We start from the raw sequence: 22,870 nt of genomic DNA, 5'->3' as shown, positions 1-22,870 counted from the left end.
TTGAACTACCGGCCCCTGAGTTGCTGGTGATCCGACGCCGTTCATGCTAGAGTCGGGCGGGCGGTCTTGTTAAATGGCAAGAATTCATCGCTTCGATGCCGGGTGGCTATGGTGCGGCAGCGATGTCCAGGCGCGGCCGCTATCGTATCGATGTCATCAATCGATTTCGCTCCGTCGTTCTTCCGGACCTATCGTTCAGTTATAAAGTTGGAAGGCTGAAATTATCTTCTGGACGAGCAGGAAAATCGCAATCAAATGAGTTCGCCGTGTCGTCACATCGTCTTATCACTATCGCTGCTCTTACCTTCACTTCCTTGGAATCATCAAAATTTCTTGCAAAATTGTTTTTTCGCCTTCTGCAGTAAAGTCCCGGTGCAGCTTGCGGAGACCAAGTCCTCCGTCTGCACCTTCAACAGAGCGACCCTGGACTGGACGGAGCGCTTAGAGGCCGACAAGTACGTCGCCCGCCCGGAATCGCTGTACGGCCTTGGTTCGGAGAAGAATGCCAGGGAGTTCCTTGACGTGGCACGCAGCCGGCTGCGGCATGTCGATCATGCCCTGGGACATGCAGTTGACCTCAGGTGTCGGGGACCAACTCCGCTCGCCGCACTGAGCATCGGAACACGCAAAGATCGGCGAGGGTTGCCCGTCGCCGGGCGAGCCTCTTTCGGCATTTGCAGCAAGGAGATGTCGCTTCAGATCGAGATGGCTGGCAGCCGCAATTCTCGGTGGCTTCGCGCCCCCGCAACCAACCTTTACCGAACATACCAAAGGCCGGCCGCTTTCTCAGCGCCGGCCTTCTGTTTTTGGGCTCAGCCGAAGGCCGAGAGGCGTCACCAGATCACTCTCCAACTCGATCTCGACGACGCTGGGTCATCAGCGGTGCTGATGCGCACCGTTACCTGCTCGATCAGCGAACGCAGCCGGTCGAGCGTTTCGATCTGACGATGGGGATGCCGCGGATCTGGCTATACATCGCGCAGATGCACCCTCAAGTACAACGTCCGGGGCGCAGGCGAATTGGACATCGCGCCAGCTATACCCTCAGCCGAGCAGCAGTTGCCCCGTTTTGTGACGGGCTTCCAATGATTTGGGTCGGAGGTCATAGCCGGTCTCCGGCGCAGCAGGAGCTATACCTGATCAATACCCAGCGCAACCAACTGTGCCAATTCAACGCCTCATCCAGATGTCTTCAACATTCCGCCGGATAACCTCCTATAGCGTCGTGCATTTCATAGGAAACGCACGACGCCATCGTCCCGATACCGACTCACCTGTCGGATGTGATCGGCAGATTCCGAACACGGTTGCCCGTCGCTGCATACACGGCGTTTGCAACGGCAGGGGCGATGCCGGACGTACCGGATTCACCGACACCGAACGGCGCCTCCCCACTTTCGATGAGATGAACGGCCACGCGTGGAGCTTCGTCCATCCGCACCGCGGCGTAGCTGTCGAAATTCCGCTGTTCGACACGCCCCTCGGAGAAGGTGATCTGGCCGTAGAGCGCGGCGGAGAGGCCGAAGATGACGCCGCCCTGGATCTGGGCGATCACCGTGTCGGGATTGACCAGCTTGCCGCAGTCGACGACGGAGGTGACCCTGCCCACCCGAAGCGATCCGCCGTCATGGACGGAGACCTCGGCGATCTGGGCAAGGATCGTTCCGCCGAAATCCTGAAGAAGACTGATGCCGCGGCCGCTTCCTGGAGGCAATGGCTCGCCCCAGGCGGATTTTTCGGCTGCCAGATCCAGCACGGCCCGCAGGCGCGGGTCATCCCGAAGGTGCCGCCGGCGGAATTCCAACGGATCGACCCCGCTCGCCGCGGCCAGTTCGTCGATGAAGCTCTCGACGACGAACACGTTGTGAGTGGTTCCGACGCCTCTCCAGAAGCCGGACCGGAAAGCGTGCTCCTCATGCCGGACATAATCGACATGCCGGTTCGGGAATTGGTAAGGACCGGTCGCACTGGTCACCGCATCGGGGTCGAGCCCGTTCTGAACGGCCGGCGGCAGCCAGCGGGCGAGGGGCGACGGGCCGACGATCCGGTGGAACCAGCTCGTGACCCGGCCGTCCCGATCGAGTCCGGCTCGCAGCGTGTTGTGATAGGCCGGCCGGTAGAAATCGTGCTGCGTGTCCTCCTCGCGGCTCCAGACGACCTTGACCGGGTGGTCCAGACGCCGCGCGATGGACACGGCCTGGACGATGTTGTCGGTCTCGGCACGCCTGCCGAACGAGCCGCCGAGATATTGGTTGTGAATCGTCACACGATCCTGCTGCAGGCCCGCGGCGGCAGCCGCGGCAGCCTGGGCGCGGCTTGCCGCCTGGGTGCCGACCCAGACGTCACAGCGCCCGCCGTGCAGATGGACGGTGCAGTTGAGCGGTTCCATCGCCGCGTGGGCCAGGAGCGGCAGCCGGTAAACGGCCTCCGCCCGCCGCGCCGCGCTGGCGAAGGCGCCCGCCTCGTCGCCCGCCTCGTCGCCGACCACGCCGTCCCGCTGTGAGGCGGCGTCCAGTTCGCCCTTGAGGCGGGCGGTCGAGAAGCCGGCGTTCGGCCCATCGTCCCAGGTGACGACCATGGTATCGAGAGCTTTCTTCGCGGCCGCCCAGTGGTCGGCGACGACCGCCACGGCATCCTCGAGGCGAACAACGCTGCGGACTCCCGTCACCCGGCGTGCTTCGCGGTCGTCCAGACTGGCGATCCGCCCCCCGAGCACCGGCGAGGCCATCACCGCGGCGATCTTCATTCCCGGCAATCGCACATCCATGCCGAAGATCGCGGTGCCATTGATCTTGTCCGCCGAGTCCAGCCGCTTCTGCGGCCGTCCAATCAGGGTGAAGGCCGCCGCGTCTTTCAGTGTCACCTGCGGCGGTATGGGCAAGGTCGCCGCCCGTTCGGCGAGGTCGCCATAGGCGATGCGGCGGCGCGTCCGATCATGGACGACGAATCCCTCCGCCGCCCGGCATTCGGCGGCGTCCACCCGCCACTCCGCGGCGGCCGCGGCGATCAGCATCGTCCGCGCCGTGGCCCCGGCGCGGCGCATCGGCTCCCACGCCGCACGCATCGACAGCGAACCGTCGGTCTCCTGCGCTCCCATGATCGGGTTGCGGTAAAGCATGTCGTCGGCCGGCGCGTGTTCGAGCGTCACCGCGGCAAGCGGCACCTCCAGCTCCTCCGCGATCAGCATCGGCACCGAAGTATAGGTGCCTTGTCCCATCTCGACATAGGGCATGGTCAGCGTGACGGTGCCGTTCCGGGCGATCCTGATGAACGCGTTCGGAGCAAAATCGACCGGGCCGCTCTTCGAGAGAACCGGCGCAGCCAGCGGAACGCCGACCAGCAGCCCGCCCCCGACGGCGATGCCTGCGGACAGGACGGTGCGGCGCGATGGGCCGTGGCCCGGGCGGGTGGCGGGAGTCGTCATTGCGTCGTCTCCATGGCCGGCTTGCCGAGATGGGCGGCGTGTCGGATCGCGTCGCGGATGCGGCTGTAGGTTCCGCAGCGGCAGAGATTTCCCGACATCGCCTCGTCGATCTCGCCATCGGACGGGTCGGGGTTTCCGGCGAGCAGGGCGGCGGCCGACATGATCTGGCCGGGCTGGCAATAGCCGCACTGCACCACCTCCAAGTCGATCCAGGCCTGCTGGACAAACCGGCCGGCGTCGGTGCGGTCCACGCCCTCGACGGTCACGATCCCGGCGGTGCCGACGCTGTCGATCGGAGTTTGGCAGGCGCGGATCGCCACGCCGTCGATGTGCACCGTGCAGCAGCCGCAAAGGCCGGCACCACAACCGAATTTCGTTCCAGTCATCCCGAGGATGTCGCGGAGCGCCCACAGCAGGGGCGTGTCGCCATCGGCGTCGATCTCGCGCGTCTCGCCGTTGATGGTCAGTCTGTAGGGCATGTCGTCGATCTCCTGATCCAAAGGGGGCCACGGTCATCGCCAACCCCGCATCAGTGCGTTCCGGTGTTTGGCGAAGGGCGGTCGGCAGGCCCTGCATTTTCTGGATCAGGAGGTATTGCGGCAGGTTTACCCGTACAATCCCGGGGCGTTTGACTTGAAAATTCACATTATGTGAACGTAGGCGCCGGCCGGCGTGCCGGTTGCCTCGGATCGGGTTCCGAAATCGCCGAGTTTCGCGGGAGGAGCATGTGGACAGATTGCGGGCCATGGAAGTTTTCGTCCATGTCGTGGATAGGAACGGCTTCCAGAAGGCCGCCCATGCCCTATCCCTGCCTCGCTCGTCTGTCACTATGACGATCCAGAGGCTGGAGCAGCATCTCGGGGTCCAGCTGATCAACCGCACGACGCGCCAGATCAAGCTGACCCCGGACGGGGAAGCCTATTACGAACAGAGCCGCCAGATCCTGTCGATGGTCGACACCGTCGAGAATGGGCTGCGGGACGGGCGCGGGCGAGCCAGCGGCCGGTTGAGGGTGAACATGCCGGCCTCCATCGGGCGTTCGATCATTCTTCCCGCGCTTCCAGGATTCCGTGAACGGTATCCGGAGGTGGACCTCGTGATCGGCATGAGCGACCGGCTGGTCGATCTCGTCCAGGAAGGGATCGATTGCGTCATCCGCACTGGAACCCTGCCGGATTCCAGCCTCATTGCGCGGCGCATCGGCTGCTTCCGCTGGGTTGTCTGCGCCGCGCCGTCCTATCTTGCCGCGCGCGGTGAACCACAGGAACTGGCGGACCTCCAGGATCATATCGCCATCGGCTACTCGTCCTCCCGCAACGGCCGGCCCGATGGGTGGACCTTCAGCGAGGGCGGTGCATCGACCACCATGACCATGCGGACCGGCTTGGTGGTCGACGAGACCTTCGCGCTCCGCGACCTCGCCACGGCCGGATTCGGGCTTGCCCGCCTGTCCGATTTCATCGTCGCCGACGCTGTGAAACGCGGTGGCCTGCGCGAGGTGCTCGGCTCGTACAGCCCCGAACCGGTCCCCGTGTCCGTCCTCTATCCGTCGTCACGGCATCTTTCGCCTGCCTTGCGGGTCTTCGTCGATTGGGTGCAGAGCATAGCAGGCGCCAGACTAGCCCCTCCCTCGGTCGTATGAATTGGCAGGCCACATTTCTGATTCCCGAAGAGGTGCGCTCGGCATCGGTCGGCCGACAGTTCTTCTTCACCACCGTTTCTTTCCAGATGCGTTTGCGGACAGAGGTAAAACCTATGACGGCCAAAGGAGGCCGCGCGGTGGCGTTTGACTTCATTTGCATGTGGAGCTAGGGCTTTATTGCCACACGGCTACGCCGGCCCGTCGCGAAGCGGGCGAATTGGCAGGGTCGTGCGAATACTGCCTGTAAAAGGCGGATTATACATAAAGCCGGCTGAGCGCTGCGAGCAATCCCCGCTATTTCCGGTGCATTCGGGATGGGAAGGAACGTCATGTCGGACAAGCAGAATTACTCGGATTTTGAAGCGGACGTCGTCGTCGTCGGCGGAACGGCGGCCGGCTGTTCCGCGGCCATAGCGGCAGCCCGCGGCGGCATGACAGTCATCGTCCTGGAGCCGACGCCGACCCTGGGTGGGGTGACGACGAACGGTGTGCATTGCTTCGATACCGGCTCGTTGCAAGCCCTGAGCGGAATCGCGGAAGAGTTCGTGGACCTCGTGCTGAGGCATTACAAGCAGGTCGGCCTGGTCGATCCGATGCTCGCAAGCCGGTCGGATGTCTTCTGGGAGTTCCATGTCGCCGAACGCATCTGGCGCGAGCTTCTGGCGAACCATCCGAACATCACGGTCATCACCGGTGCCGTCCCCGTCGATGTCGTGGTCGACCGGAAACGCCTCAGGGAGGTTCACTGGGAACCGGCCAGCGATTCCTTCGGCAACCCGCCCGGCGAGCCGACGCAGCCGAACCGGGTGCGCGGCAAGGTTTTCATCGATGCGAGTTACGAAGGCGACGTGGCGGCCTGGGCGGGAGCGCCGTTCGACATCGGCCGCGAAGCCCGCTCGGCGGAGGAGCCGCATGCCGGCGTGATCTACACCGCGACGCACGAACGCCGGGTCGACGACCAGGGGTTCCTGCCGTCGACGATCCTGCCGGGCAGCACGGGCGCGATGGACGACAACATCATGGCCTTCACCTACCGGTTGAGCCTGCGCTATCTGAAGGATGGCTCTCCGGGCCGCATGCAGGCCAGGCCGTCGTCCTATGACCCCGGCAAATACGCATGGAACTCCGCTGCGCTGTCCGCCGACGGCGTTCCCACCTTCGGACCTGACGTCATTCCGACGGTGAACGGCAAGATGATCCTCAATCGGCGGTACGAGGGGAACGATCTGCTCCAGGGGACGCGGGAGTTCATTCTTTCCCATCCCCGCGAGCGGACGGCGATCCGCCAGAATTTCTTCGATCACGTCCTGGGTTTCCTCCATTTCATCCAGACCGAAGGAGGAATGCCGCAACTCGTCCTCGCCGAAGACGAGTATGTCGAGAACGACCATCTTCCCTACATTCTCTATGTCCGGGAAGGGCGGCGGTTCCGCGGGCAGGTGAAGATGACGGAAGCGAACGTCAACCCCTATCTGGCCGGACCGGGGCCGCGCCCACCGAGACAGCCGGATTCGATAGCGATCGGCGACTGGGCGATCGAGAGCAGGCGCTGCAACGACGAACCCAGCTCGGCGACGAAGACCTATGAAGGGTCGATGTTCATGCGGGCGCTCCGTGCTCCCTATCAGGTGCCGTACGGATGCCTGACGCCGCAAGGCGTCGACAACCTGCTGGTCACCACGACCATCTCCGCCAGCCATGTCGCCTTCTGCGCCCTGCGCGTCGAGGCCCTCTGGACGGAAACCGGAACGGCGGCGGGCATCGCGGCCGGATTGTCCATCGGCTCCGGATGCAAGGTGTCGGAGGTGCCGGTATCCGACATCCAGGAGGAAATGCTCCAGCGCAAATGCAAGCTGACCTATTTCTCCGACGTCGAAACGGGACATCCCGACTTCGTCGCGATCCAGAAGCTGGCGCTCAAGGGATTCGTGCCGGACGACGAGCGCTACCGGTTCTTGCCGGACTTGGCGGCGACCTGGGGGGACCTCGTCGAAGCCGCGGTGCTCTGCTTCGATATTCCGATCAGCGTGACCGGCTTCCATTTCGAGGGCATCAATCCCGGCCACCGCTCCTTCCGCTACGTCGAGTCACTCTATGATCTGGCCAGCCGGGCCGGTGTGATGCTGTTCCCCAACATGCGCCATCCGGTCATCGATGTGCCCGCCGACCATCTCAGGCCGGAACTGCGGACGCGCTGGCTGGAATTGCAGGTCGATGCCCCCGTGTCGTCCGCACAAGGCGAAGCGTTTCTGGACCTGCTGCTCCAGTCGCTCGGCCATTCATCCGGCCATCCGTCCGACAGCCGGTCCGGATCGCCGGAAAACGCGCCAGCCCCCGCCCCGATGCTCACGCGCGGGGCCCTTGCAAGCCTGCTGGTCGGCGCCGCGCGCGCCTGACGGCGCGATACGGCCAGCCGCTCCATGTCGCATTCGCTGAAATGACAACAGGCCGGTCGCCAAGACCGGCCAACAGGAGGACACGGCCATGATCCGGACGAAATCCGTCATTGTTCCCTGCATTGCTGCCCTTGCATCCTGCTGGGTCGCCGGTGCCGAAGCGGCCGACAAGGTCAGGATCGGCTTCGTTGCGACCCTGTCGGGGACGAACTCCGTCATCGGCATCCATGCGCGCGACGCATTCAACCTCGCCATCGAGCATTCCGGCGGCAAGCTCGGCGGGTTGCCGGTGGAAGTCCTCGTCGAGGACGACCAGCAGAAGCCCGATGTCGCGCGCCAGATCGCGGACAAGTTCGTCGAGTTCGACAAGGTCGACGTTGTCGTCGGGCCGGTGATTTCCAGCGCCCTCCTGGCGGCGTCGGAACGGGTGACAAGCAACAAGACGGTCATGATCGGCCCGAACGCCGGGCCTTCTCCCCTGGCTGGCGACAAGTGCTCCGAGTATTATTTCTCGACCTCGTGGCAGGGCGACAATCTGGCCGAAGCGATGGGATCGGTGCTGCAGAACAAGGGGGTCAAGAAGCTCTACGTCATGGCGCCGAACTTCCTGTCCGGCCGGGACGTCATCAATGGCATCAAGCGGTACTACAAGGGCACCATCGCGGGGGAAGTCTATACGCCTCTGAACCAGCTGGATTTTGCGGCTGAACTGGCTCAACTGCGGGCGGCGAAGCCGGACGCCGTGTTCGCGTTCTATCCGTCCGGGCTGGCGATCCAGTTCGTGAAGCAGTTCGTGCAGAGCGGCATGAAGGAGCAGTTCCCGCTCTACATGTCCTACTCCGTCGACAACATGAACCTTCCGGCCATCGGCGACGCCGCGCTCGGTATTACCGTGACCGATAACTGGAGCCATGTCGGAGGCAACGAAGAGAACAGGAAATTCGTTGCGGATTTCATGCGCAAGTACAAATACGCGCCGTCGGCAACCGCGGCGCAGGCCTATGATGCCGGTCGGCTGCTGGACAGCGCCATCGGGAAGGTCAACGGGAAGATCGAAGACAAGAAGGCCTTCCTCGCGGCGATCAAGGCAGCCGATTTCCATTCGGTCCGCGGAAACTTCAAGTTCAACACCAATCATTTTCCGATCCAGGATCTGTTCGCCGGAACGGTCGTCAAGGGTGCTGATGGAGAGCCCGTCATCGAGTTGGGCAACGCAGTGATGAAGGAACACGGTGATGTTTATGCGGCGAAATGCTCGTTGAAGTGAGGACGGTTCGGGGCCTGCCGGAGCAGGCCTCAGAAATTCAGCTCATTCTCCATTCTGAATGCCATTTTGTTTAATGCCGGCCGTTCTGGGGAAGAGTGATTGACCGACGACCTCCGCCACTTCGCGGAGGTCGTTTCCCAACTCCGCCAAGCGTTCCAGGGAGTGCTGGCCGGCAATCGTGATGCCGCTGAGCCCGAACCGCGGCTGGCGGTTTGCGTCGGTCACCAGCGCGGCGACCGTGATGATTCCCCGATAGAGCTGGCCATTGTCGATTGCCCACCCGCGTTCGCGCGCGACGGCAACGTCCGCCGCATAGCTCTCGAAACCAGGGGGCGATTGCCAGCGCAAAGTCGAGAAACGTCGCCGTAGCTCGGAAGACGGAAGGTCAAGCGACGCCGCGACGCAGCGGCCGATCGCACCGATCAACTGCGGCACGCGAAGCCCGATCCGCATCTCGACCCTGACCGCCGTGTGGCTGTGAGCCCGGTCGATCAGTACGAGATGCCCGTTCTCGGTGACCCGCCACAGCACGATCAGCATGTCGTAGTTGAGGGCCAGCCGTTCCAGTTCCGGACGGATCAGCTCCGCATGACCGATTCCGATCATTCCCGCCGCCATTTCCGCCACGGCCAAGCCCAGCGTGTAGCTCTTGTCCGCGCTATGGAAGGCGACGAAGCGGGCCCGCGCCAGCGTGCGCAGGATGTTGAAACAGGTGCTCGGGCTGATCCCCGTCCCGCGGGCCACGGCGGCCACCCCCACCGGCGCCGTCGCGCTGGAGAGGAAGCGAAGAATATGGACGGCGTTCACAACCGCCCCGACATCCTTCGAGGCGGGCGCCGCATCATTTCCATATACAGATTGATCTTCCGTATTCTGAATGATAGCCTCCCTGATCGTTGGTTGATCAATGCAAACCGAACGGGCCGTGATATGCCCTCGGAACTCGTCGGCAGGATCATCGGCACGAAAGAAGAAGTCAAGCTCAACTTGACCGATGCGCCAAATAATGACCGGATACATGAAGATGTTTTGGCATCTTCTTGAAATATTCGGTGATAACAAAAGTTTCCGACAAGGGAGGAAGAGCATGGAATTTCGGCAGATGAGCTATTTTCTATCCATCGTCGATCACCGGTCGGTGTCCGCTGCCGCGGCGCGTCTTGGCATCGCCCAGCCATCCCTGTCGGATGTCCTCGGAAAGCTGGAAAGGGAGTTGGACGTGCAGCTGATGGTGCGGACCCCGCGCGGCACACGCCTGACGGAGGCCGGTGCGGCGCTGGCCCGCCACAGCCGGGACATCCTGCATAACGTCGATATCGCCGTGCAGGAGGTCAGGAACCTGGGAGGAACCAATGCCGGGGGCGCCGTTTCCATCGGCCTGCCGCCCTCGATGGCCTTGCTGTTGAGCGTGCCGCTCGCCGAGACGGTCCGCAACGATTTTCCCGCCGTCCGCCTGCGCATCATCGAATCCATGTCGGGCTATGTCCTCGACTGGCTGACCTCGGGGCATGTCGACATCGCCTGTCTCTATGACCCGCCCGATTCCGACCAGCTCGTCGTCAAGCCGCTGCTCAACGAAGAACTGTACCTCGTCACCGCACCCGATCACTGGCCGTCGGCAGAGGTCGTCGACGGCGTCGCTGTCGAAGGATGCAGCTTCTCCGACGTCTGCAAACTGCCGCTCGTGCTGCCGAGCCGGCCCCATGGGCTGCGGGAGATCATCGAACGCCACGCCCGCTCGGCCGGCACCGCGACCAATGTGGTGATGGAGGTCGACTCGCTTGCGCAGATCCTGAAGCTGGTGGACCGGGCAAGCGCCTATACGATCCTTTCGCATGCGGCCTGCTTCGATGCGGTCCACGATGGCCGCGTCATCCTGGTTCCCATCGAGAAGCCGGCGCTGAAGCGGACCGCCTATCTGGCGCGCCGCGGTGACCGGCCCGCGAGCAGTGCCAGCCTCCAGGTGGAATCAGTGATCGGGACGATCCTGGAGGAGGCGATAAACCGCTTCAACCTGCGGGCCCAACTTGCCGCCACACGCTGACCTGCATGCCCGCTCCCCTGTCAGGAACCGGTGCTTGACTGTATTGGTTGTCGATCCCGTTCCTGAGCAAGATACAGAATTAAGAGACAGAAGTTCAAATATAAAGAAACATTGGAGCGACGTATAGATTTTATCTATCCATTATCAAGGAAAAATGGATGATCTTTCCTCTGTGTGACTTTGATATAGAAAAGCCCAGTCAAAGAAAATTGGCGATCTCGGGAGCGTCTTGCAGGTTCTTCTATTCGGAAGACCAATCCCAAGCCGGAGCGAATGGGCATGGATATGGGAATGAACGGGGTTCTGGAGGGCATCCGGGTCCTTGATTTCGGTCGCTACATCGCCGCCCCCTATTGCGCGGCGATGCTGGCCGGCCTGGGCGCCGAGGTCATCCGGATCGAGCGGCCCGGCGGCAACGACGACCGCTACGTGATGCCGCTCACCCCGGACGGCGAGGGCGCCGTCTATCACCAGATGAACAGCGGAAAGCGGTCGCTGACCCTCGACCTGACGCAGCCGAAGGCGCGGGATATCCTGACCCGCCTCGTCGCGGGCTGCGACGTGGCGGTGGTCAACCTTCCGCCCAAGGCCGCGCATCGCCTGGGATTGGACTATGAGGCGCTCCGTGCGGTGAAGCCGGACATCATCCTGGTCTCGATCACCGCCTTCGGCTCGCGCGGGTCGCGCAAGGACAGCATCGGCTTCGACGTGACCGGTCAGGCGATGAGCGGTGCGATGGCCTTGACCGGCCTGCCCGGCCAGCCTTTCCGGTCGGCCACCTCCTATGTCGATTACAGCACCGGGATTTCCGCGGCCTATGGGGCCTTGGCGGCCATCCTGGCCCGGTACAGGACGGGGAGGGGGCAACAGGTCGAGGCCTCCCTGCTCGGGACGGCGCTCGCCATCATGAATCCGGTGCTGATCGAGGAGGCTTCCGGCGCCCGTTCCCGGACCGCGACCGGCAACCGCAGTCCGATTTCGGGACCTTCCGATCTCTTCGTGACGCGCGACGGGTGGGTGTTCGTCCAGGTGATCGGTCAGGATATGTTCGAGCGCCTGGCACGGCTCGTCGGGGCGCCGGGGTTGATCGACGATCCGCGTTTCGCCGACGACATCGGACGCGGCGAACATGGCGAGGTCCTGAGCACGATCGTCGCGGAGTGGTGCGCGCCGCGGACCAGCGCGGAGTGTCTGGCCGAATTGGCGGAAGCCCGTGTCCCGGGCTGCCAACTCCTGTCGCCCGCCGAGGCGCTGGTCGAACCCCAGCATGCCGAAGGCGGACATTTCGACTGGGTGCAGCCGCCTGGGCTTCCCGCCGCGATTCCGCTCGTGGCGCCGACGGCCAGGCTGACGGCGGGGGCGCGGCTGGGGCGGCAGCCGGCGCCGGCGCTGGGGGCCGATACCGACGACATCCTGAAGAGCTTGGGGTACGGCGATCGTGAGATCGCCGATTTTCGGACTACCGGCGTCGTCTGACGCGACTGCCTGCAGATCCCCCTGCAACTGTTGCCGGCCGGTGTATTCCCGTCCGCAGCCAAGGAGTATGCGGCATGCAGACCGCATTGCAAATCATTGCCACGGGGCTTCAGATCGGCGCCATCTATGTGCTGTTCTCCCTTGGCCTCACCCTGACCTTCGGAATCATGCGCATCGTCAATTTCGCGCATGGCCAGTTCTTCACCCTCTCGGCCCTGGTCGTGGCGGTGGTGATGCCATACCTGGCGACCGCCGGCCTGCCGTTGCCGGCGGCCTTCGCCGGCTCCGCCGCGGCCGGGGTCGCCGCATCGCTGCTGCTGGGCCTCGTCACCTATGAGTGGGGGTTCAAGCGCCTCCAGCGCGACTTCGTCGGGTCCTTCATCCTGTCGCTCGGCCTGATCCTGCTGCTCGAAGGGCTGTACCTCGACGTCTTCGGCGGTGCAGTGCGGTCGGTCCCGCCGATCATCGACGGTACGGTGTCGGTCTTCGGCGCGTCGCTGACCTCCCAGCGCCTTCTGCTCTGCTTCGTCGCCGTGGTCCTGACCGGCCTGCTCTACGCGGCGCTGGCGATGACGCCGGTGGGCAAGGCCCTGCGCGCGGCGTCGATCGACCACGAAGCGGCGATGCTCCAGGGCATCCCCTACCAGCGCATCGCGCGGCACGGCTTCATGATCGCGACGCTGCTGGCGGCGGTCGCCGGCGCCCTGATCGCGCCGGTCTCGGTGGTCACCACGACGCTGGGTTCCGACTACCTGATCAAGGGGTTCATCGCCGTGATCGTCGGCGGGCTGGGCAGCATTCCGGGCGCCATCATCGGCAGCCTGTTCATCGCGCTCGTCGAGAGCGTCGGCGGCTACTTCTTCGATCCGTCGCGGGCAAGCATCGCCATCTTCGCGCTGGTCATGGTGGTCCTGCTGGTCAGGCCCCAGGGGTTGATGGGACATGGATAATCACGCAATTCTGAAAGCCGGCGCTCCAGCCGTCCTCGCCATCGCGCTCGCGGCGGTCCTTCCGGCGTCCTATGCGTCGAACCTGCTGAACTGGATCGCCATCGCCGCGCTGATCGCCGCCAGCCTCAGGATGGTCCTGCTGTTCGGCGAACTCAACTTCGGCACCGCGGCCTTCGTCAGCATCGGCGCCTATACCGCCGGCCTGCTGACGACCCGCTTCGAGCTGCCCTTCCTGGCGGCGATCCTGGCCGCCGGCGTCATGGCCGCCCTGGTCAGCATCCTGTTCGGCTATGTCACGCTGCGGATCAAGGGGCCCTACTTCAAGCTGATCGGCTTCGCCTTCGCCGAAGTCGTACGGCTCTGCTGCACGCAGATCGACTGGCTCGGCGGGAATTCCGGAATGGTCGGCATCTTTCCGCCGGCCGGCCTGGACGCCTGGTACGGCACCTTCGTCATGACCGTGGTCGTTCTGATGCTGGTCGGGCTTTATGCCGTGGAGCGGTCCGATTTCGGCAAGCTCCTGACCGCCATCCGCGACAATGACGCGGTGGTGCGGACGGTCGGCATCGACGTGCACCGCGCGAAGGTGATCTGCTTCGCCATCGCCTGCTTCGCCGCCGGGATCGCGGGGTCGCTCCAGGCCTTCGCCAACACCGTCATCAGTCCCGGCGATTTCGGCGTGCTGCTCTCGATCATGGCGCTCGCCTACCTGAAGGTCGGCGGCGAGGAGTCGATCTTCGGACCGGTCGCCGGTGCCGCGCTCCTGATCCTTCTCGGCAGCGTCGCGCTGAGCTTCGGGGCAGGAGAACATGTCTTCTACGGCGCCGCAATCGTCCTGTCGGTGCTGATCATGCCCAAGGGGATCGTCGGCATGGTGGACGGACTCCTGCGCCGGCCGGGCGGGCCGGCCGCTTCCACCCCGGCCATCCGGGAGGCTCGTGGACAATGACCGACACCACCGCACTTCTGCGAACCGAAGCATTGACCCGCCGTTTCGGCGGCCTGCTGGCGGTTTCCAATCTCGACATGGACATCCGTCCCAACGAGATCCTCGGCCTGATCGGCCCGAACGGCGCCGGCAAGAGCACGACGTTCAACCTGATCAGCGGCTTTCACAAGCCGACGGCCGGACGTCTGTTCATTGGGGGACGCGATGTCACCGGCCGGTCGCCCGAACAGATCAGCCGGCTGGGCCTGGTCCGGACCTTCCAGCACGGCAGCCTGATGCGCGGCATGACGGTGCGCGACAATCTGCTGGTCGGCGCGGTGGGGGCGCTGCCGCAGGCGCGTGGCGAACCGCGCCGCGCCCGTGTGGCGGAGACAGCGAAGCGTCTGCGCCTCACCGCCTATCTTGACGAAAGGGCGGGCAACCTGCCGCACGGCCTCCAGCGGCTGGTCAGCATCGGGATCGCCGTGGCCACCGGGCCACGGGTGCTTTGCCTGGACGAGCCCCTGACCGGGCTGAACCAGTCTGAGGTCGCCGGCATCCTGGACCTCTTCCGCTCGATCCGGGACGAGGACGGCAGTTCGATCCTGCTGGTCGAGCACAACATGAAGGCGGTCATGCAGGTCTGCGACCGGATCGTCGTCCTTCACCACGGCCAGAAGCTCGCCAGCGGCACGCCCGCGGAGATCGGCCGCGACGAAGCCGTCATCTCCGCCTATTTGGGAAAGCGCCATGACTCCCACTGAACTTTCCCTGGAGATCACGGATCTCAGCGTCAATTTCGGCGTGGTTCCCGCTCTGCGCGGCGTATCGCTGGCGCTGCGCAGGGGGCGGATCGCCACGATCATCGGCGCCAACGGGGCCGGCAAATCGACGATCATGAAGGCGGTCTGCGGTCTGGTGAAGCCTCGCGGCGGCAGCGTCAGCCTGTTCGGCAAGCCGGTCACCGGCCTGCCCGCCGACGAGATCGTCGTGCGCGGCCTGTCGCTGGTCCCGGAAGGCCGCCGGCTGTTCGGCAGCATGACCATCCGCGAGAATCTCGAGCTTGGCGCCTACCGACGCAAGGACAGGCTGCGGGTGGGCGAAGACTTCGCGCGCGTGCTTGACTATTTCCCGGCGCTGCGCGACCGGCTGTCCACCCCGGTCGGCAGCCTCAGCGGCGGTCAGCAGCAGATGGTCGCCGTCGGCCGGGCATTGATGAGCGCGCCCAGGATCCTGCTGCTTGACGAGCCCACCATCGGGCTGGCACCGGCGGTGGTCGACGATATCGCCGGAATCGTCAGGACGATCGGGCGATCCGGCGTCGACGTCCTTCTGGTGGAGCAGAACGCCGAAGTCGCGCTGTCGATCGCCGACTACGGCTACATCCTGGAAAACGGCAGCATCGTGGCCGAGGACGAGTCCACCGCGCTGGCGCGCAGCGAGACGGTCCAGCGGGCCTACCTGGGCATCTGAGGCCGCTCCGCCGGGGAGTGGACCATGGCATACTATTCGCTTGAAGGGCAAACTGTTCGATGACTGAAGTGAACAGCCAGTGTGGAGGGCGTCCGTGACGAAAGACCAGTACGGTGTTTGGACGCCCAGCGCGAACGACATCGAATCCGCGAAGGTCACCGAACTGGGCAGGCTGCTGGGCGTATCGGATTACGATGCGCTCTATCGTCTGTCGATCGACGAGCCCGAGCGGTATTGGAGGACGGTGACCGACTATTGCGGCATCGTCTGGCAACGTCCCTACGACCGGCTGGTCGATCTCAGCGACGGGGTGGAATTCCCGCGTTGGTTCGTCGGCGGCGAACTGAACTGGGTCGATTCGATCTTGGCCCGTGCCGACGATCCCGACCTGCGCGACCGTCCGGCCATCGTTGCCGAACACGAGGACGGCACCGTCGGCAGCATTCCCTACAGGGAATTGCCCGAAGCGGTCGGCCGCTTCGCCGGCGGGCTTGCGGAGCTGGGCATCGGACGCGGCGACCGTGTCGGCCTGCTGATGGAAACCGGCATCGAGAGCATCGTCTCCCTGCTGGCGCTCTCCCATATCGGCGCCATCGCCGTGCCGCTGTTCAGCGGCTTCGGCGTCGACGCGATCGTGGCACGGCTTGCCTCCTGCTCGGCGACGGCGCTGCTCGGCACCACGGGCTTCCACCGGCGCGGCCGCTGGATCGGCGTCCTGGCGCATCTGCGCGAGGCGGCGGCGAACCTCCCGGATCTGAGCAGCATCATCGTCAAGCGTCAATCGGCGGACGAGGAGCTGCCCGCGGGGTGGCATGACTGGAACGTCGTATCGGCGTCGGGGGTGGCGCACGCCGCGAAAGCGTCGGCGCGCATGTCGCCCGACGATCCCTTCATGATCATCTACACCTCCGGCACCACGGGAAAGCCCAAGGGAGCCGTTCACACCCACGGCGGCTTCCCGGTCAGGATCGCCCACGATGCCGCGGTCCACTTCAATGTCGGCCGGGGGGACGTGTTCTGCTGGCCGGCGGACATGGGCTGGATCGCCGGCGCGCTGGTCGCCACGACGGCGCTGATGCGGGGAGCGATGCTGGTCTGCTATGACGGCGCCCCCGACTTTCCGGACTGGTCGCGCATGTCGCGGCTGATCGAACGGCATCGCATCACCCATTACGGATCCGCGCCGACCCTGATCCGCGGACTGGCCGCCAATGCGGCGGTGTCGATGCGGGGCGACCTGTCGAGCGTGCGGCTGCTGATCACCGCCGGCGAGGGCATCGACCCCGAACATTTCCAGTGGTACCAGCAGAATTTCGGCCATGGGGCGGCACCGGTCATCAACTATACCGGCGGCACCGAGGTGTCGGGAGCCCTGCTGTCCAGCGTCGTGGTCAAGCCGATCGTGCCGTCGGGCTTCAACACCGCCTCGCCGGGAATCGTGGTGGACGTGGTCGACGATGCCGGGCGCAGCCTGACCGGCCAGATCGGCGAACTGGCGGTCCTCGGCCCCTTCATCGGCATGACCAAGGCCTTCTGGCAGGACCGCGAACGCTATCTCGACAGCTACTGGCGGACCATTCCCGGCATGTGGATCCACGGCGATCTGGTGATCCGTGACAGCGAAGGCAATCATTTCCTGCGCGGACGCTCGGACGACACCTTGAAGGTCGCCGGCAAGCGGCTGGGGCCGGCGGAGGTGGAGGACGTGCTGCTGGAATTGCCGGACATCGCGGAGGCTGCGGCCATCGGGGTGGACGATGCCGTCAAGGGGCAGAAGCTGGTGGTCTTCGTGGTTCCCGCAACGGGCGGCGCGCGCGACGCCGCCGCGCTGTCGGTGGCGGCCGGGAAGCACATCGAACTGCGGCTCGGCAAGCCCTTCCGGCCGGAGAAGGTCCATGTGGTGAGCCAAATCCCCAAGACGCGCACCAGCAAGAGCATGCGGCGCGTGATCCGAAACATCTACCAGAACCGCCCGCCGGGCGACCTGACCGCCCTCAGCAACCCCGATGCGCTCGACGAGATCAGGGCGGCAATTGGCCAATAGGTGGCGGCAGCAAGGAGGGGAAAATGGATCTGGAGTTGAAGGGCAAAAAAATCCTGATCACCGGCGCATCGCAGGGCATCGGCGAGGGGCTGGCCCACGCGTTCGCCGCCGAAGGCTGCTCGCTGCATCTGGTGGCGCGATCCGCCGACAAGCTCGACGCGCTGGCTCAGGCGATCCGCGCCGAGCACGACGTCGCTGTCGCCGTGCAGGCGCTCGACCTGACCGAACCGGGGGCCATCGACCGCCTCGTCGGGGTCTGCGGCGTCGTGGACGTGCTGGTCAACAATGCCGGCGCCATTCCGGGCGGCGACCTTTGGGAGGTCGACGCGGAGCGTTGGCGCGCCGGATGGGAGCTGAAGGTCTTCGGCTATATCGATCTGACGCGGGCGATGTACCGGCTGATGAAGGCGAACGGCAGCGGCGTGATCCTGAACAACATCGGGAACGGCGGCGAAGTCTTCGATTTCAACTACATCGCCGGAAGCACGGGCAATGCCAGCCTGATGGCCTTCACCCGCGCGCTCGGCGGGCGCAGCCTGGACGACAACATCCGGGTGGTCGGCGTCAATCCGGGGCCGGTGGCGACCGCCCGCATCGAGGGTCTTCTGAGGAAGCGCGCCAAGGCCCTCCATGGCGACGAGGAGGGCTATCTGCAGTTGGCGCGGGCCTATCCGCTGGGCCGGCCGGCCCATGTGGCGGAGGTCGCCAGCCTCTTCGTCTTCCTGGCCTCGCCGCGATCGGGCTACACGTCGGGCGCGATCTTCACCGTCGATGGCGGCATCGCCTCGCGGCGTTCCATAACGTGAAAGACATTGGACATGAGCGACCTCTATGCCAACTACCAGCGGATCCGGTTCGACCGTCCGGCGGACGGCGTCCTGCGCCTGACGCTGAACCGGCCGGAGCGGATGAACGCGCTGGACGCCATCGGTCATCGCGAGCTGACCGACGTCTGGCGCGACATCGACCGTGACCCCAGCGTCAGCGCCGTCATCCTGTGCGGCGAGGGGCGGGCCTTCTCCGCCGGGGGCGATTTCGAGATGATCGACGAGATGATCGGCGACTTCGACGCGCGCTGCCGGGTCTGGAAGGAGGCCAAGGACCTCGTCTACAACATCATCAATTGCTCCAAGCCGATCGTCTCCGCCATTCAGGGGCCGGCTGTCGGGGCGGGCCTGGTGGCGGCCCTGATGTCGGACATCCCGATAGCGGCCAAGGACGCCAAGATCGTCGACGGGCACACCCGCCTGGGCGTCGCCGCCGGCGACCATGCCGTGATCCTGTGGCCTCTTCTGTGCGGCTTGGCGAAGGCCAAGTATTACCTGATGCTGTGTGAACCGCTGACCGGGCAGAAGGCCGAGGAGATCGGGCTGGTCGCGCTCTGCGTCGAGGAAGCGGAGCTTCAGGAAACCGCATTGAAGACCGCGATCCGCTTGGCCGAGGGGGCGCCGAGCGCCATCCGCTGGACCAAATACGCCCTGAACAACTGGCTCCGCATGGCCGGACCGATCTTCGACACCTCGACCGCCTTGGAAATACTGGGGTTCAGCGGCCCCGACGTGCGGGAGGGCGTGGCGTCCCTGCGCGAGAAGCGCCCGCCGTCCTTCGGGAAATCCTGTTCCGTCTGATCGGCCGCATCGCCCGGACGCCGCCTCCAGCCCGGTGGCGTCCGGGCTGCCCGGCATACGGAGCGGTCCGCCGATAATGGAAGGGTCGATTTTAAAATATAGAAGCGGCCTATATCTGCCACGGTCGCAAGAATCGAAGTCTTCTATTCCAATAATCCCGGTGAGATAATCGCTCACACAGCTTGGCCGACCGGCTGACCGGCGTCGCTCCCATGAATCGGGGCGCCGTCGCCGGGATCGGGCCCGGCCACACGCACCGAAAACACATGCGGCGGCACGCAGGGAATTCCCGCGCCAAGGGAAGATCCCGGCGCGGCTCCGCCGCCTGCGGGAACAGCGGATCGCCAATGATCGATGCCGAAAAGCTACTGAAGACAGAAATTCCGGAAATCCGCCAGAGCGTGAGCAAGCGGGACGCGATCCTCTACGCGCTCTCCGTCGGGTTCGGGCAGGAACCGCTGGACGAGCGGCAGCTCGACTTCGTCGATCACCACCGCGATCTGGTGGCGGTCCCCTCCATGGCGGTGGTGCTGGGCCATCCCGGATTCTGGCTCGGCCGCGACGACCGCGGGGTCGATCCCAAATCGGTCCTTCACGGGGAACAGCAAATCGAACTGTTGCGCCCGCTGCCCGTGGACGGGCAGGTGATCGGACGGACGCGCATCACCGGCCTGATCGACAAGGGGGCCGGCGGGGCCGCTCTTCTGCTGACCGAAAAGCGGATCGTCGATGCCACAACCGACGATCTTCTCGCGGTGACGCGCAGCACGATTTTCCTGCGCGGCGGCGGCGGCTTCGGCGGGCCGTCTGGGCCGCTTCCGCCGGTGCACGCCGTTCCCGAGCGGGCGCCCGACATGGTGATCGACATCGCCACCCGGCCCGAGCAGGCCTTGCTCTACCGGCTGAACGGCGACGACAACAGTCTGCATGCCGATCCCGCGGTGGCGCTGCACGCAGGCTTCCCGCGGCCGATCCTGCACGGGCTGTGCAGCTTCGGCATTGCCTGCCACGCCCTGCTCCGGGCGCTGGCGGACTACCGGCCGGACCGGTTGCGGCGGATGTCCCTCCGGTTCTCCGCACCGGTCTTTCCCGGCGAAACCATACGCACCGAGATTTGGCGCGACGGATCGTTCCGGGCGCGGGTGGTCGAACGCGACGCGGTGGTGCTCAACAACGGGTTCGTCGAATTCACGTAGTCGCGGTTCGCTGCCGGCGCGGATGATTGCAATTGAAGGGTACGGGGCTATGAGTATCGATGCGGACCGGTTGGAAAACATTCGCATGATCCGTGACAGCGCGCAGGCGATCGCCAAGCGCGGCGACTTGCGGCGTGCCCGCGACTGGCGCGACCGGTCGCCCGGCTTCGACCGGGCGGTCTGGCGTTCGATGGGCGATCTCGGATGGATCGGGTTGCGGGTCGAAGAGGCGGATGGCGGCTCCGGCCTTGGCATGCTGGAATTCTGCGCGCTGGTCGAGGAGCTGGGCGCCACGCTGACGCCGGAGCCGCTGATCGCCGCCGCCGCCGCCGTCCGCCTGCTCGGCCGAAACGCCGGCAGCGACCGGCTGTCGGGCGGCCGCATCGTGCTGCTCGCCTGGCAGGAGCGCACCGGCAGCCTCGACCCTACCGGTGGAGCGAGCTTCGCCGGCGGACGGCTTTCCGGCTGCAAGCGCTTCATTCCGTCCGCCGACGGGGTGGACGAGTTCCTGGTGACGACGGAAAGCGGCTTGGTCCTGGTGCCGCGCGACGCCGCCGGCCTCACCGTCGAGCGGTCCCTGGGGCAGGATGGCGGGCATCTGGCGACCCTGCATTTCGACGGCGTGCAGGGAGAACTCCTGCCGGGCGACGCCGGCCGGGTGCTGGACGAGGCTGCGCTCGCCACCGCGGCATATCTGCTGGGCGTAATCGAGGGGGCGCTGGCGCTGACCGTCGATTATCTGAAGACGCGCCGCCAGTTCGACGCGGCGATCGGCAGCTTCCAGGCTCTGCAGCATCGTGTGGTCGACCTGACGCTCCAAGCGGCGCTGACCCGCGCCAGCGTCGAGAGTGCCGCGGCCTGCCTCGACGGCGGGGCCGTCGGTGCGGAGGCGCAGGCGGCGGTGTCGCGGGCGAAGGCCCGCGCTTCGGACGCGGCAATGCTGGTGACCCGGCAGGCGATCCAGCTGCATGGCGGGATCGGCTACACCGACGAGTGCGACGTCGGCCTTTACCTGCGCAAGGCGATGGTGCTGGCGCCCGCCTATGGCGGCGCTGCCCTGCACCGGCGCCGCTACGCCGCGCTCCAGTCCCCGATGGACGAAGTGGTGGACGAGCCGTGAAACCGGCGACCCCAGACGAGAGGCGAACACAGACCATGACGATCCCGACGCAACCGCCGGATTTCGACGCGCTGGGCGACGAGGCGTTCCGCGCCGCCGTCCGGACCTTCCTGGCCGACCACCATCCCCGCCACCTGCGCAACCCGGCCAAGCGGCTGCACTGGGACGAGGCACGGGACTGGTACCTGATCCTCGCCAACCATGGCTGGCTGGCGCCCAGCTGGCCGCGGCGTTACGGCGGCATGGGCCTTTCGGCCTCCAAGCAGCTGATCTACGTCGACGAGTTCGAGCGTTTCGGGGCGGCCCGGCTGCCCGACCACGGGATCATCCTGCTCGGCCCCCTGCTGATCCGACACGGCAGCGAGGAACAGAAATCCCATTTCCTCCCGAAGATCCTCTCGGGCGAGCATATCTGGTGCCAGGGCTACAGCGAACCCAACGCCGGTTCCGACCTCGCCTCGCTACGGACCGAGGCGGTGCTCGACGGTGAGGAATGGGTGATCAACGGCCAGAAGACCTGGACGACGCTGGCCCAGGACGCCAACTGGATCTTCCTGCTGGTCCGTACGGCCAAGGGGGGCAAGAAGCAGGAGGGGATCAGCTTCCTGCTGGCGCCGATGGACAGCCCCGGCATCACGGTGCGCCCGATCCTGAACATCCACCGTCATGACGAGTTCTGCGAGGTCTTCTTCGACAATGTCCGGGTACCGAAGGGCAATCTGGTCGGGGAGATCAACCGCGGCTGGTCGATGGCGAAGGCTCTGCTGGGGTTCGAGCGCATCTTTCTCGGCTCGCCACGCCAGTCGGCCCATGCGCTGGCGCGGCTGAAGCATCTGGCGCGGCATCTCGGCGTCTGGGACGATCCGGTCTTCCGCGACCGCTATACGCAGCTGGCGCTCGATCTGGCCGATCACAACGCGCTGTTCGAGACCTTCGCCGACCGGCTGCGCCGCGGCGAAAGCCTGGGACCCGACGTGTCGCTCCTGAAGATCCACCAGAGCGAACTGTTCCAGCGCATCACCGACACCATGATGGAGATCGCGGCGGAGCATGCCGGCCTGCTCGACCCGATCGACGGCGACCGCGACCTGGATCCGGCCGGCCTGTTCCTCACCGCCCGCGCGGCGACCATCTACGGCGGCTCGTCGGAGGTGCAGCGGAACATTCTGGCGAAGAGCGTGCTGGGCTTGCCCTCCTAAGCAGGTTTTCCGAGTTCCGCCCACAGATGGGCGGCCTGGAGAAACCTGCAAAACCATAGAGTCCGCAGGTTTCTCCACGCCGG

The 22,870-nt window shown here is 65.3% G+C and carries 19 protein-coding genes; 16 read left to right on the top strand and 3 right to left on the bottom strand.

The genetic code is table 11. The features are described from left to right. Positions 1–255 precede the first annotated feature (255 nt). Positions 256–945 carry a hypothetical protein gene (locus tag ACWPN8_RS16435; protein ID WP_492241467.1) on the top strand — a complete coding sequence of 230 codons (690 nt, stop codon included), beginning with the start codon at positions 256–258 and terminating at the stop codon, positions 943–945. Positions 946–1,270: 325 nt separating this feature from the next. On the opposite strand, the gene ACWPN8_RS16430 is transcribed toward ACWPN8_RS16435, so the two are convergent. Then, the gene (locus ACWPN8_RS16430; RefSeq protein ID WP_492241466.1) at positions 1,271–3,424 is read right to left on the bottom strand and encodes a xanthine dehydrogenase family protein molybdopterin-binding subunit; all 2,154 of its coding nucleotides are present in this window, start codon (positions 3,422–3,424) and stop codon (positions 1,271–1,273) included. Then, the gene (locus ACWPN8_RS16425; RefSeq protein ID WP_492241465.1) at positions 3,421–3,903 is read right to left on the bottom strand and encodes a (2Fe-2S)-binding protein; all 483 of its coding nucleotides are present in this window, start codon (positions 3,901–3,903) and stop codon (positions 3,421–3,423) included. The genes ACWPN8_RS16430 and ACWPN8_RS16425 overlap by 4 nt, the downstream gene beginning before the upstream one ends. 266 nt (positions 3,904–4,169) lie before the next feature. Between ACWPN8_RS16425 and ACWPN8_RS16420 the strand changes: the two genes are divergently transcribed. The 3 genes from ACWPN8_RS16420 to ACWPN8_RS16410 all read left to right on the top strand — a co-directional run bounded on the left by ACWPN8_RS16420 (position 4,170) and on the right by ACWPN8_RS16410 (position 8,729). Then, complete coding sequence (locus ACWPN8_RS16420) at positions 4,170–5,066, top strand: LysR family transcriptional regulator (protein ID WP_492241464.1); 897 nt, start codon at positions 4,170–4,172, stop codon at positions 5,064–5,066. Positions 5,067–5,395: 329 nt separating this feature from the next. Beyond that, on the top strand, positions 5,396–7,462 hold the full coding sequence (locus ACWPN8_RS16415) for an FAD-dependent oxidoreductase (RefSeq protein WP_492241463.1): 2,067 nt from the start codon (positions 5,396–5,398) through the stop codon (positions 7,460–7,462). An 88-nt stretch (positions 7,463–7,550) separates the two neighbouring features. Beyond that, complete coding sequence (locus ACWPN8_RS16410; protein ID WP_492241462.1) at positions 7,551–8,729, top strand: ABC transporter substrate-binding protein; 1,179 nt, start codon at positions 7,551–7,553, stop codon at positions 8,727–8,729. A gap of 42 nt (positions 8,730–8,771) precedes the next feature. On the opposite strand, the gene ACWPN8_RS16405 is transcribed toward ACWPN8_RS16410, so the two are convergent. Further along, positions 8,772–9,749 (bottom strand): IclR family transcriptional regulator, encoded by a 978-nt coding sequence (locus ACWPN8_RS16405; protein WP_492241461.1) that lies wholly within the window; start codon positions 9,747–9,749, stop codon positions 8,772–8,774. 67 nt (positions 9,750–9,816) lie between these two features. On the opposite strand from ACWPN8_RS16405, the gene ACWPN8_RS16400 reads away from it, so the two are divergent. From ACWPN8_RS16400 to ACWPN8_RS16345, 12 genes are all read left to right on the top strand, one after another. Next, on the top strand, positions 9,817–10,773 hold the full coding sequence (locus ACWPN8_RS16400; protein ID WP_492241460.1) for a LysR family transcriptional regulator: 957 nt from the start codon (positions 9,817–9,819) through the stop codon (positions 10,771–10,773). 291 nt (positions 10,774–11,064) lie between these two features. Then, a complete protein-coding gene (locus ACWPN8_RS16395; protein WP_492241459.1) occupies positions 11,065–12,249 on the top strand; it encodes a CaiB/BaiF CoA transferase family protein in 1,185 nt (394 codons plus the stop codon). Between the two features lie 74 nt (positions 12,250–12,323). Then, on the top strand, positions 12,324–13,199 hold the full coding sequence (locus tag ACWPN8_RS16390) for a branched-chain amino acid ABC transporter permease (RefSeq protein ID WP_109095795.1): 876 nt from the start codon (positions 12,324–12,326) through the stop codon (positions 13,197–13,199). Next, a complete protein-coding gene (locus ACWPN8_RS16385) occupies positions 13,192–14,148 on the top strand; it encodes a branched-chain amino acid ABC transporter permease (protein ID WP_492241458.1) in 957 nt (318 codons plus the stop codon). The genes ACWPN8_RS16390 and ACWPN8_RS16385 overlap by 8 nt, the downstream gene beginning before the upstream one ends. Further along, positions 14,145–14,891, top strand: coding sequence for an ABC transporter ATP-binding protein (locus tag ACWPN8_RS16380; RefSeq protein WP_109095797.1), 747 nt, complete (start codon positions 14,145–14,147; stop codon positions 14,889–14,891). Before ACWPN8_RS16385 ends, ACWPN8_RS16380 begins: the two co-directional genes overlap by 4 nt. Next, on the top strand, positions 14,878–15,600 hold the full coding sequence (locus ACWPN8_RS16375) for an ABC transporter ATP-binding protein (protein ID WP_413343108.1): 723 nt from the start codon (positions 14,878–14,880) through the stop codon (positions 15,598–15,600). Before ACWPN8_RS16380 ends, ACWPN8_RS16375 begins: the two co-directional genes overlap by 14 nt. Before the next feature lie 94 nt (positions 15,601–15,694). Next, positions 15,695–17,644 carry an AMP-binding protein gene (locus tag ACWPN8_RS16370; protein WP_492241457.1) on the top strand — a complete coding sequence of 650 codons (1,950 nt, stop codon included), beginning with the start codon at positions 15,695–15,697 and terminating at the stop codon, positions 17,642–17,644. Positions 17,645–17,667: 23 nt separating this feature from the next. Then, positions 17,668–18,450 (top strand): SDR family oxidoreductase, encoded by a 783-nt coding sequence (locus tag ACWPN8_RS16365; RefSeq protein ID WP_413343112.1) that lies wholly within the window; start codon positions 17,668–17,670, stop codon positions 18,448–18,450. 12 nt (positions 18,451–18,462) lie between these two features. Continuing rightward, positions 18,463–19,272 (top strand): enoyl-CoA hydratase/isomerase family protein, encoded by an 810-nt coding sequence (locus ACWPN8_RS16360; protein WP_492241456.1) that lies wholly within the window; start codon positions 18,463–18,465, stop codon positions 19,270–19,272. A 182-nt stretch (positions 19,273–19,454) separates the two neighbouring features. Next, positions 19,455–20,468 (top strand): MaoC/PaaZ C-terminal domain-containing protein, encoded by a 1,014-nt coding sequence (locus ACWPN8_RS16355; protein ID WP_492241455.1) that lies wholly within the window; start codon positions 19,455–19,457, stop codon positions 20,466–20,468. Between the two features lie 85 nt (positions 20,469–20,553). After that, positions 20,554–21,588 (top strand): acyl-CoA dehydrogenase family protein, encoded by a 1,035-nt coding sequence (locus ACWPN8_RS16350; protein WP_492241454.1) that lies wholly within the window; start codon positions 20,554–20,556, stop codon positions 21,586–21,588. Between the two features lie 35 nt (positions 21,589–21,623). Beyond that, complete coding sequence (locus ACWPN8_RS16345) at positions 21,624–22,787, top strand: acyl-CoA dehydrogenase family protein (RefSeq protein ID WP_492241453.1); 1,164 nt, start codon at positions 21,624–21,626, stop codon at positions 22,785–22,787. Positions 22,788–22,870 lie beyond the last annotated feature (83 nt).

It is taken from the genome of Azospirillum sp. UENF 112521, assembly GCF_058780665.1.
This window is presented reverse-complemented; position numbering and strand designations above follow the sequence as displayed.

Excerpts from the sequence above, each read along its gene's own strand:
- ACWPN8_RS16380 (WP_109095797.1), top strand. The coding sequence starts at position 14,145 with ATGACCGACACCACCGCACTTCTGCGAACCGAAGCATTGACCCGCCGT.
- ACWPN8_RS16435 (WP_492241467.1), top strand. The coding sequence starts at position 256 with ATGAGTTCGCCGTGTCGTCACATCGTCTTATCACTATCGCTGCTCTTA.
- ACWPN8_RS16400 (WP_492241460.1), top strand. The coding sequence starts at position 9,817 with ATGGAATTTCGGCAGATGAGCTATTTTCTATCCATCGTCGATCACCGG.
- ACWPN8_RS16430 (WP_492241466.1), bottom strand. The coding sequence starts at position 3,424 with ATGACGACTCCCGCCACCCGCCCGGGCCACGGCCCATCGCGCCGCACC.
- ACWPN8_RS16420 (WP_492241464.1), top strand. The coding sequence starts at position 4,170 with ATGGAAGTTTTCGTCCATGTCGTGGATAGGAACGGCTTCCAGAAGGCC.
- ACWPN8_RS16385 (WP_492241458.1), top strand. The coding sequence starts at position 13,192 with ATGGATAATCACGCAATTCTGAAAGCCGGCGCTCCAGCCGTCCTCGCC.
- ACWPN8_RS16345 (WP_492241453.1), top strand. The coding sequence starts at position 21,624 with ATGACGATCCCGACGCAACCGCCGGATTTCGACGCGCTGGGCGACGAG.
- ACWPN8_RS16360 (WP_492241456.1), top strand. The coding sequence starts at position 18,463 with ATGAGCGACCTCTATGCCAACTACCAGCGGATCCGGTTCGACCGTCCG.
- ACWPN8_RS16415 (WP_492241463.1), top strand. The coding sequence starts at position 5,396 with ATGTCGGACAAGCAGAATTACTCGGATTTTGAAGCGGACGTCGTCGTC.
- ACWPN8_RS16365 (WP_413343112.1), top strand. The coding sequence starts at position 17,668 with ATGGATCTGGAGTTGAAGGGCAAAAAAATCCTGATCACCGGCGCATCG.
- ACWPN8_RS16350 (WP_492241454.1), top strand. The coding sequence starts at position 20,554 with ATGATCCGTGACAGCGCGCAGGCGATCGCCAAGCGCGGCGACTTGCGG.
- ACWPN8_RS16410 (WP_492241462.1), top strand. The coding sequence starts at position 7,551 with ATGATCCGGACGAAATCCGTCATTGTTCCCTGCATTGCTGCCCTTGCA.
- ACWPN8_RS16405 (WP_492241461.1), bottom strand. The coding sequence starts at position 9,749 with ATGTATCCGGTCATTATTTGGCGCATCGGTCAAGTTGAGCTTGACTTC.
- ACWPN8_RS16425 (WP_492241465.1), bottom strand. The coding sequence starts at position 3,903 with ATGCCCTACAGACTGACCATCAACGGCGAGACGCGCGAGATCGACGCC.
- ACWPN8_RS16395 (WP_492241459.1), top strand. The coding sequence starts at position 11,065 with ATGAACGGGGTTCTGGAGGGCATCCGGGTCCTTGATTTCGGTCGCTAC.
- ACWPN8_RS16375 (WP_413343108.1), top strand. The coding sequence starts at position 14,878 with ATGACTCCCACTGAACTTTCCCTGGAGATCACGGATCTCAGCGTCAAT.
- ACWPN8_RS16390 (WP_109095795.1), top strand. The coding sequence starts at position 12,324 with ATGCAGACCGCATTGCAAATCATTGCCACGGGGCTTCAGATCGGCGCC.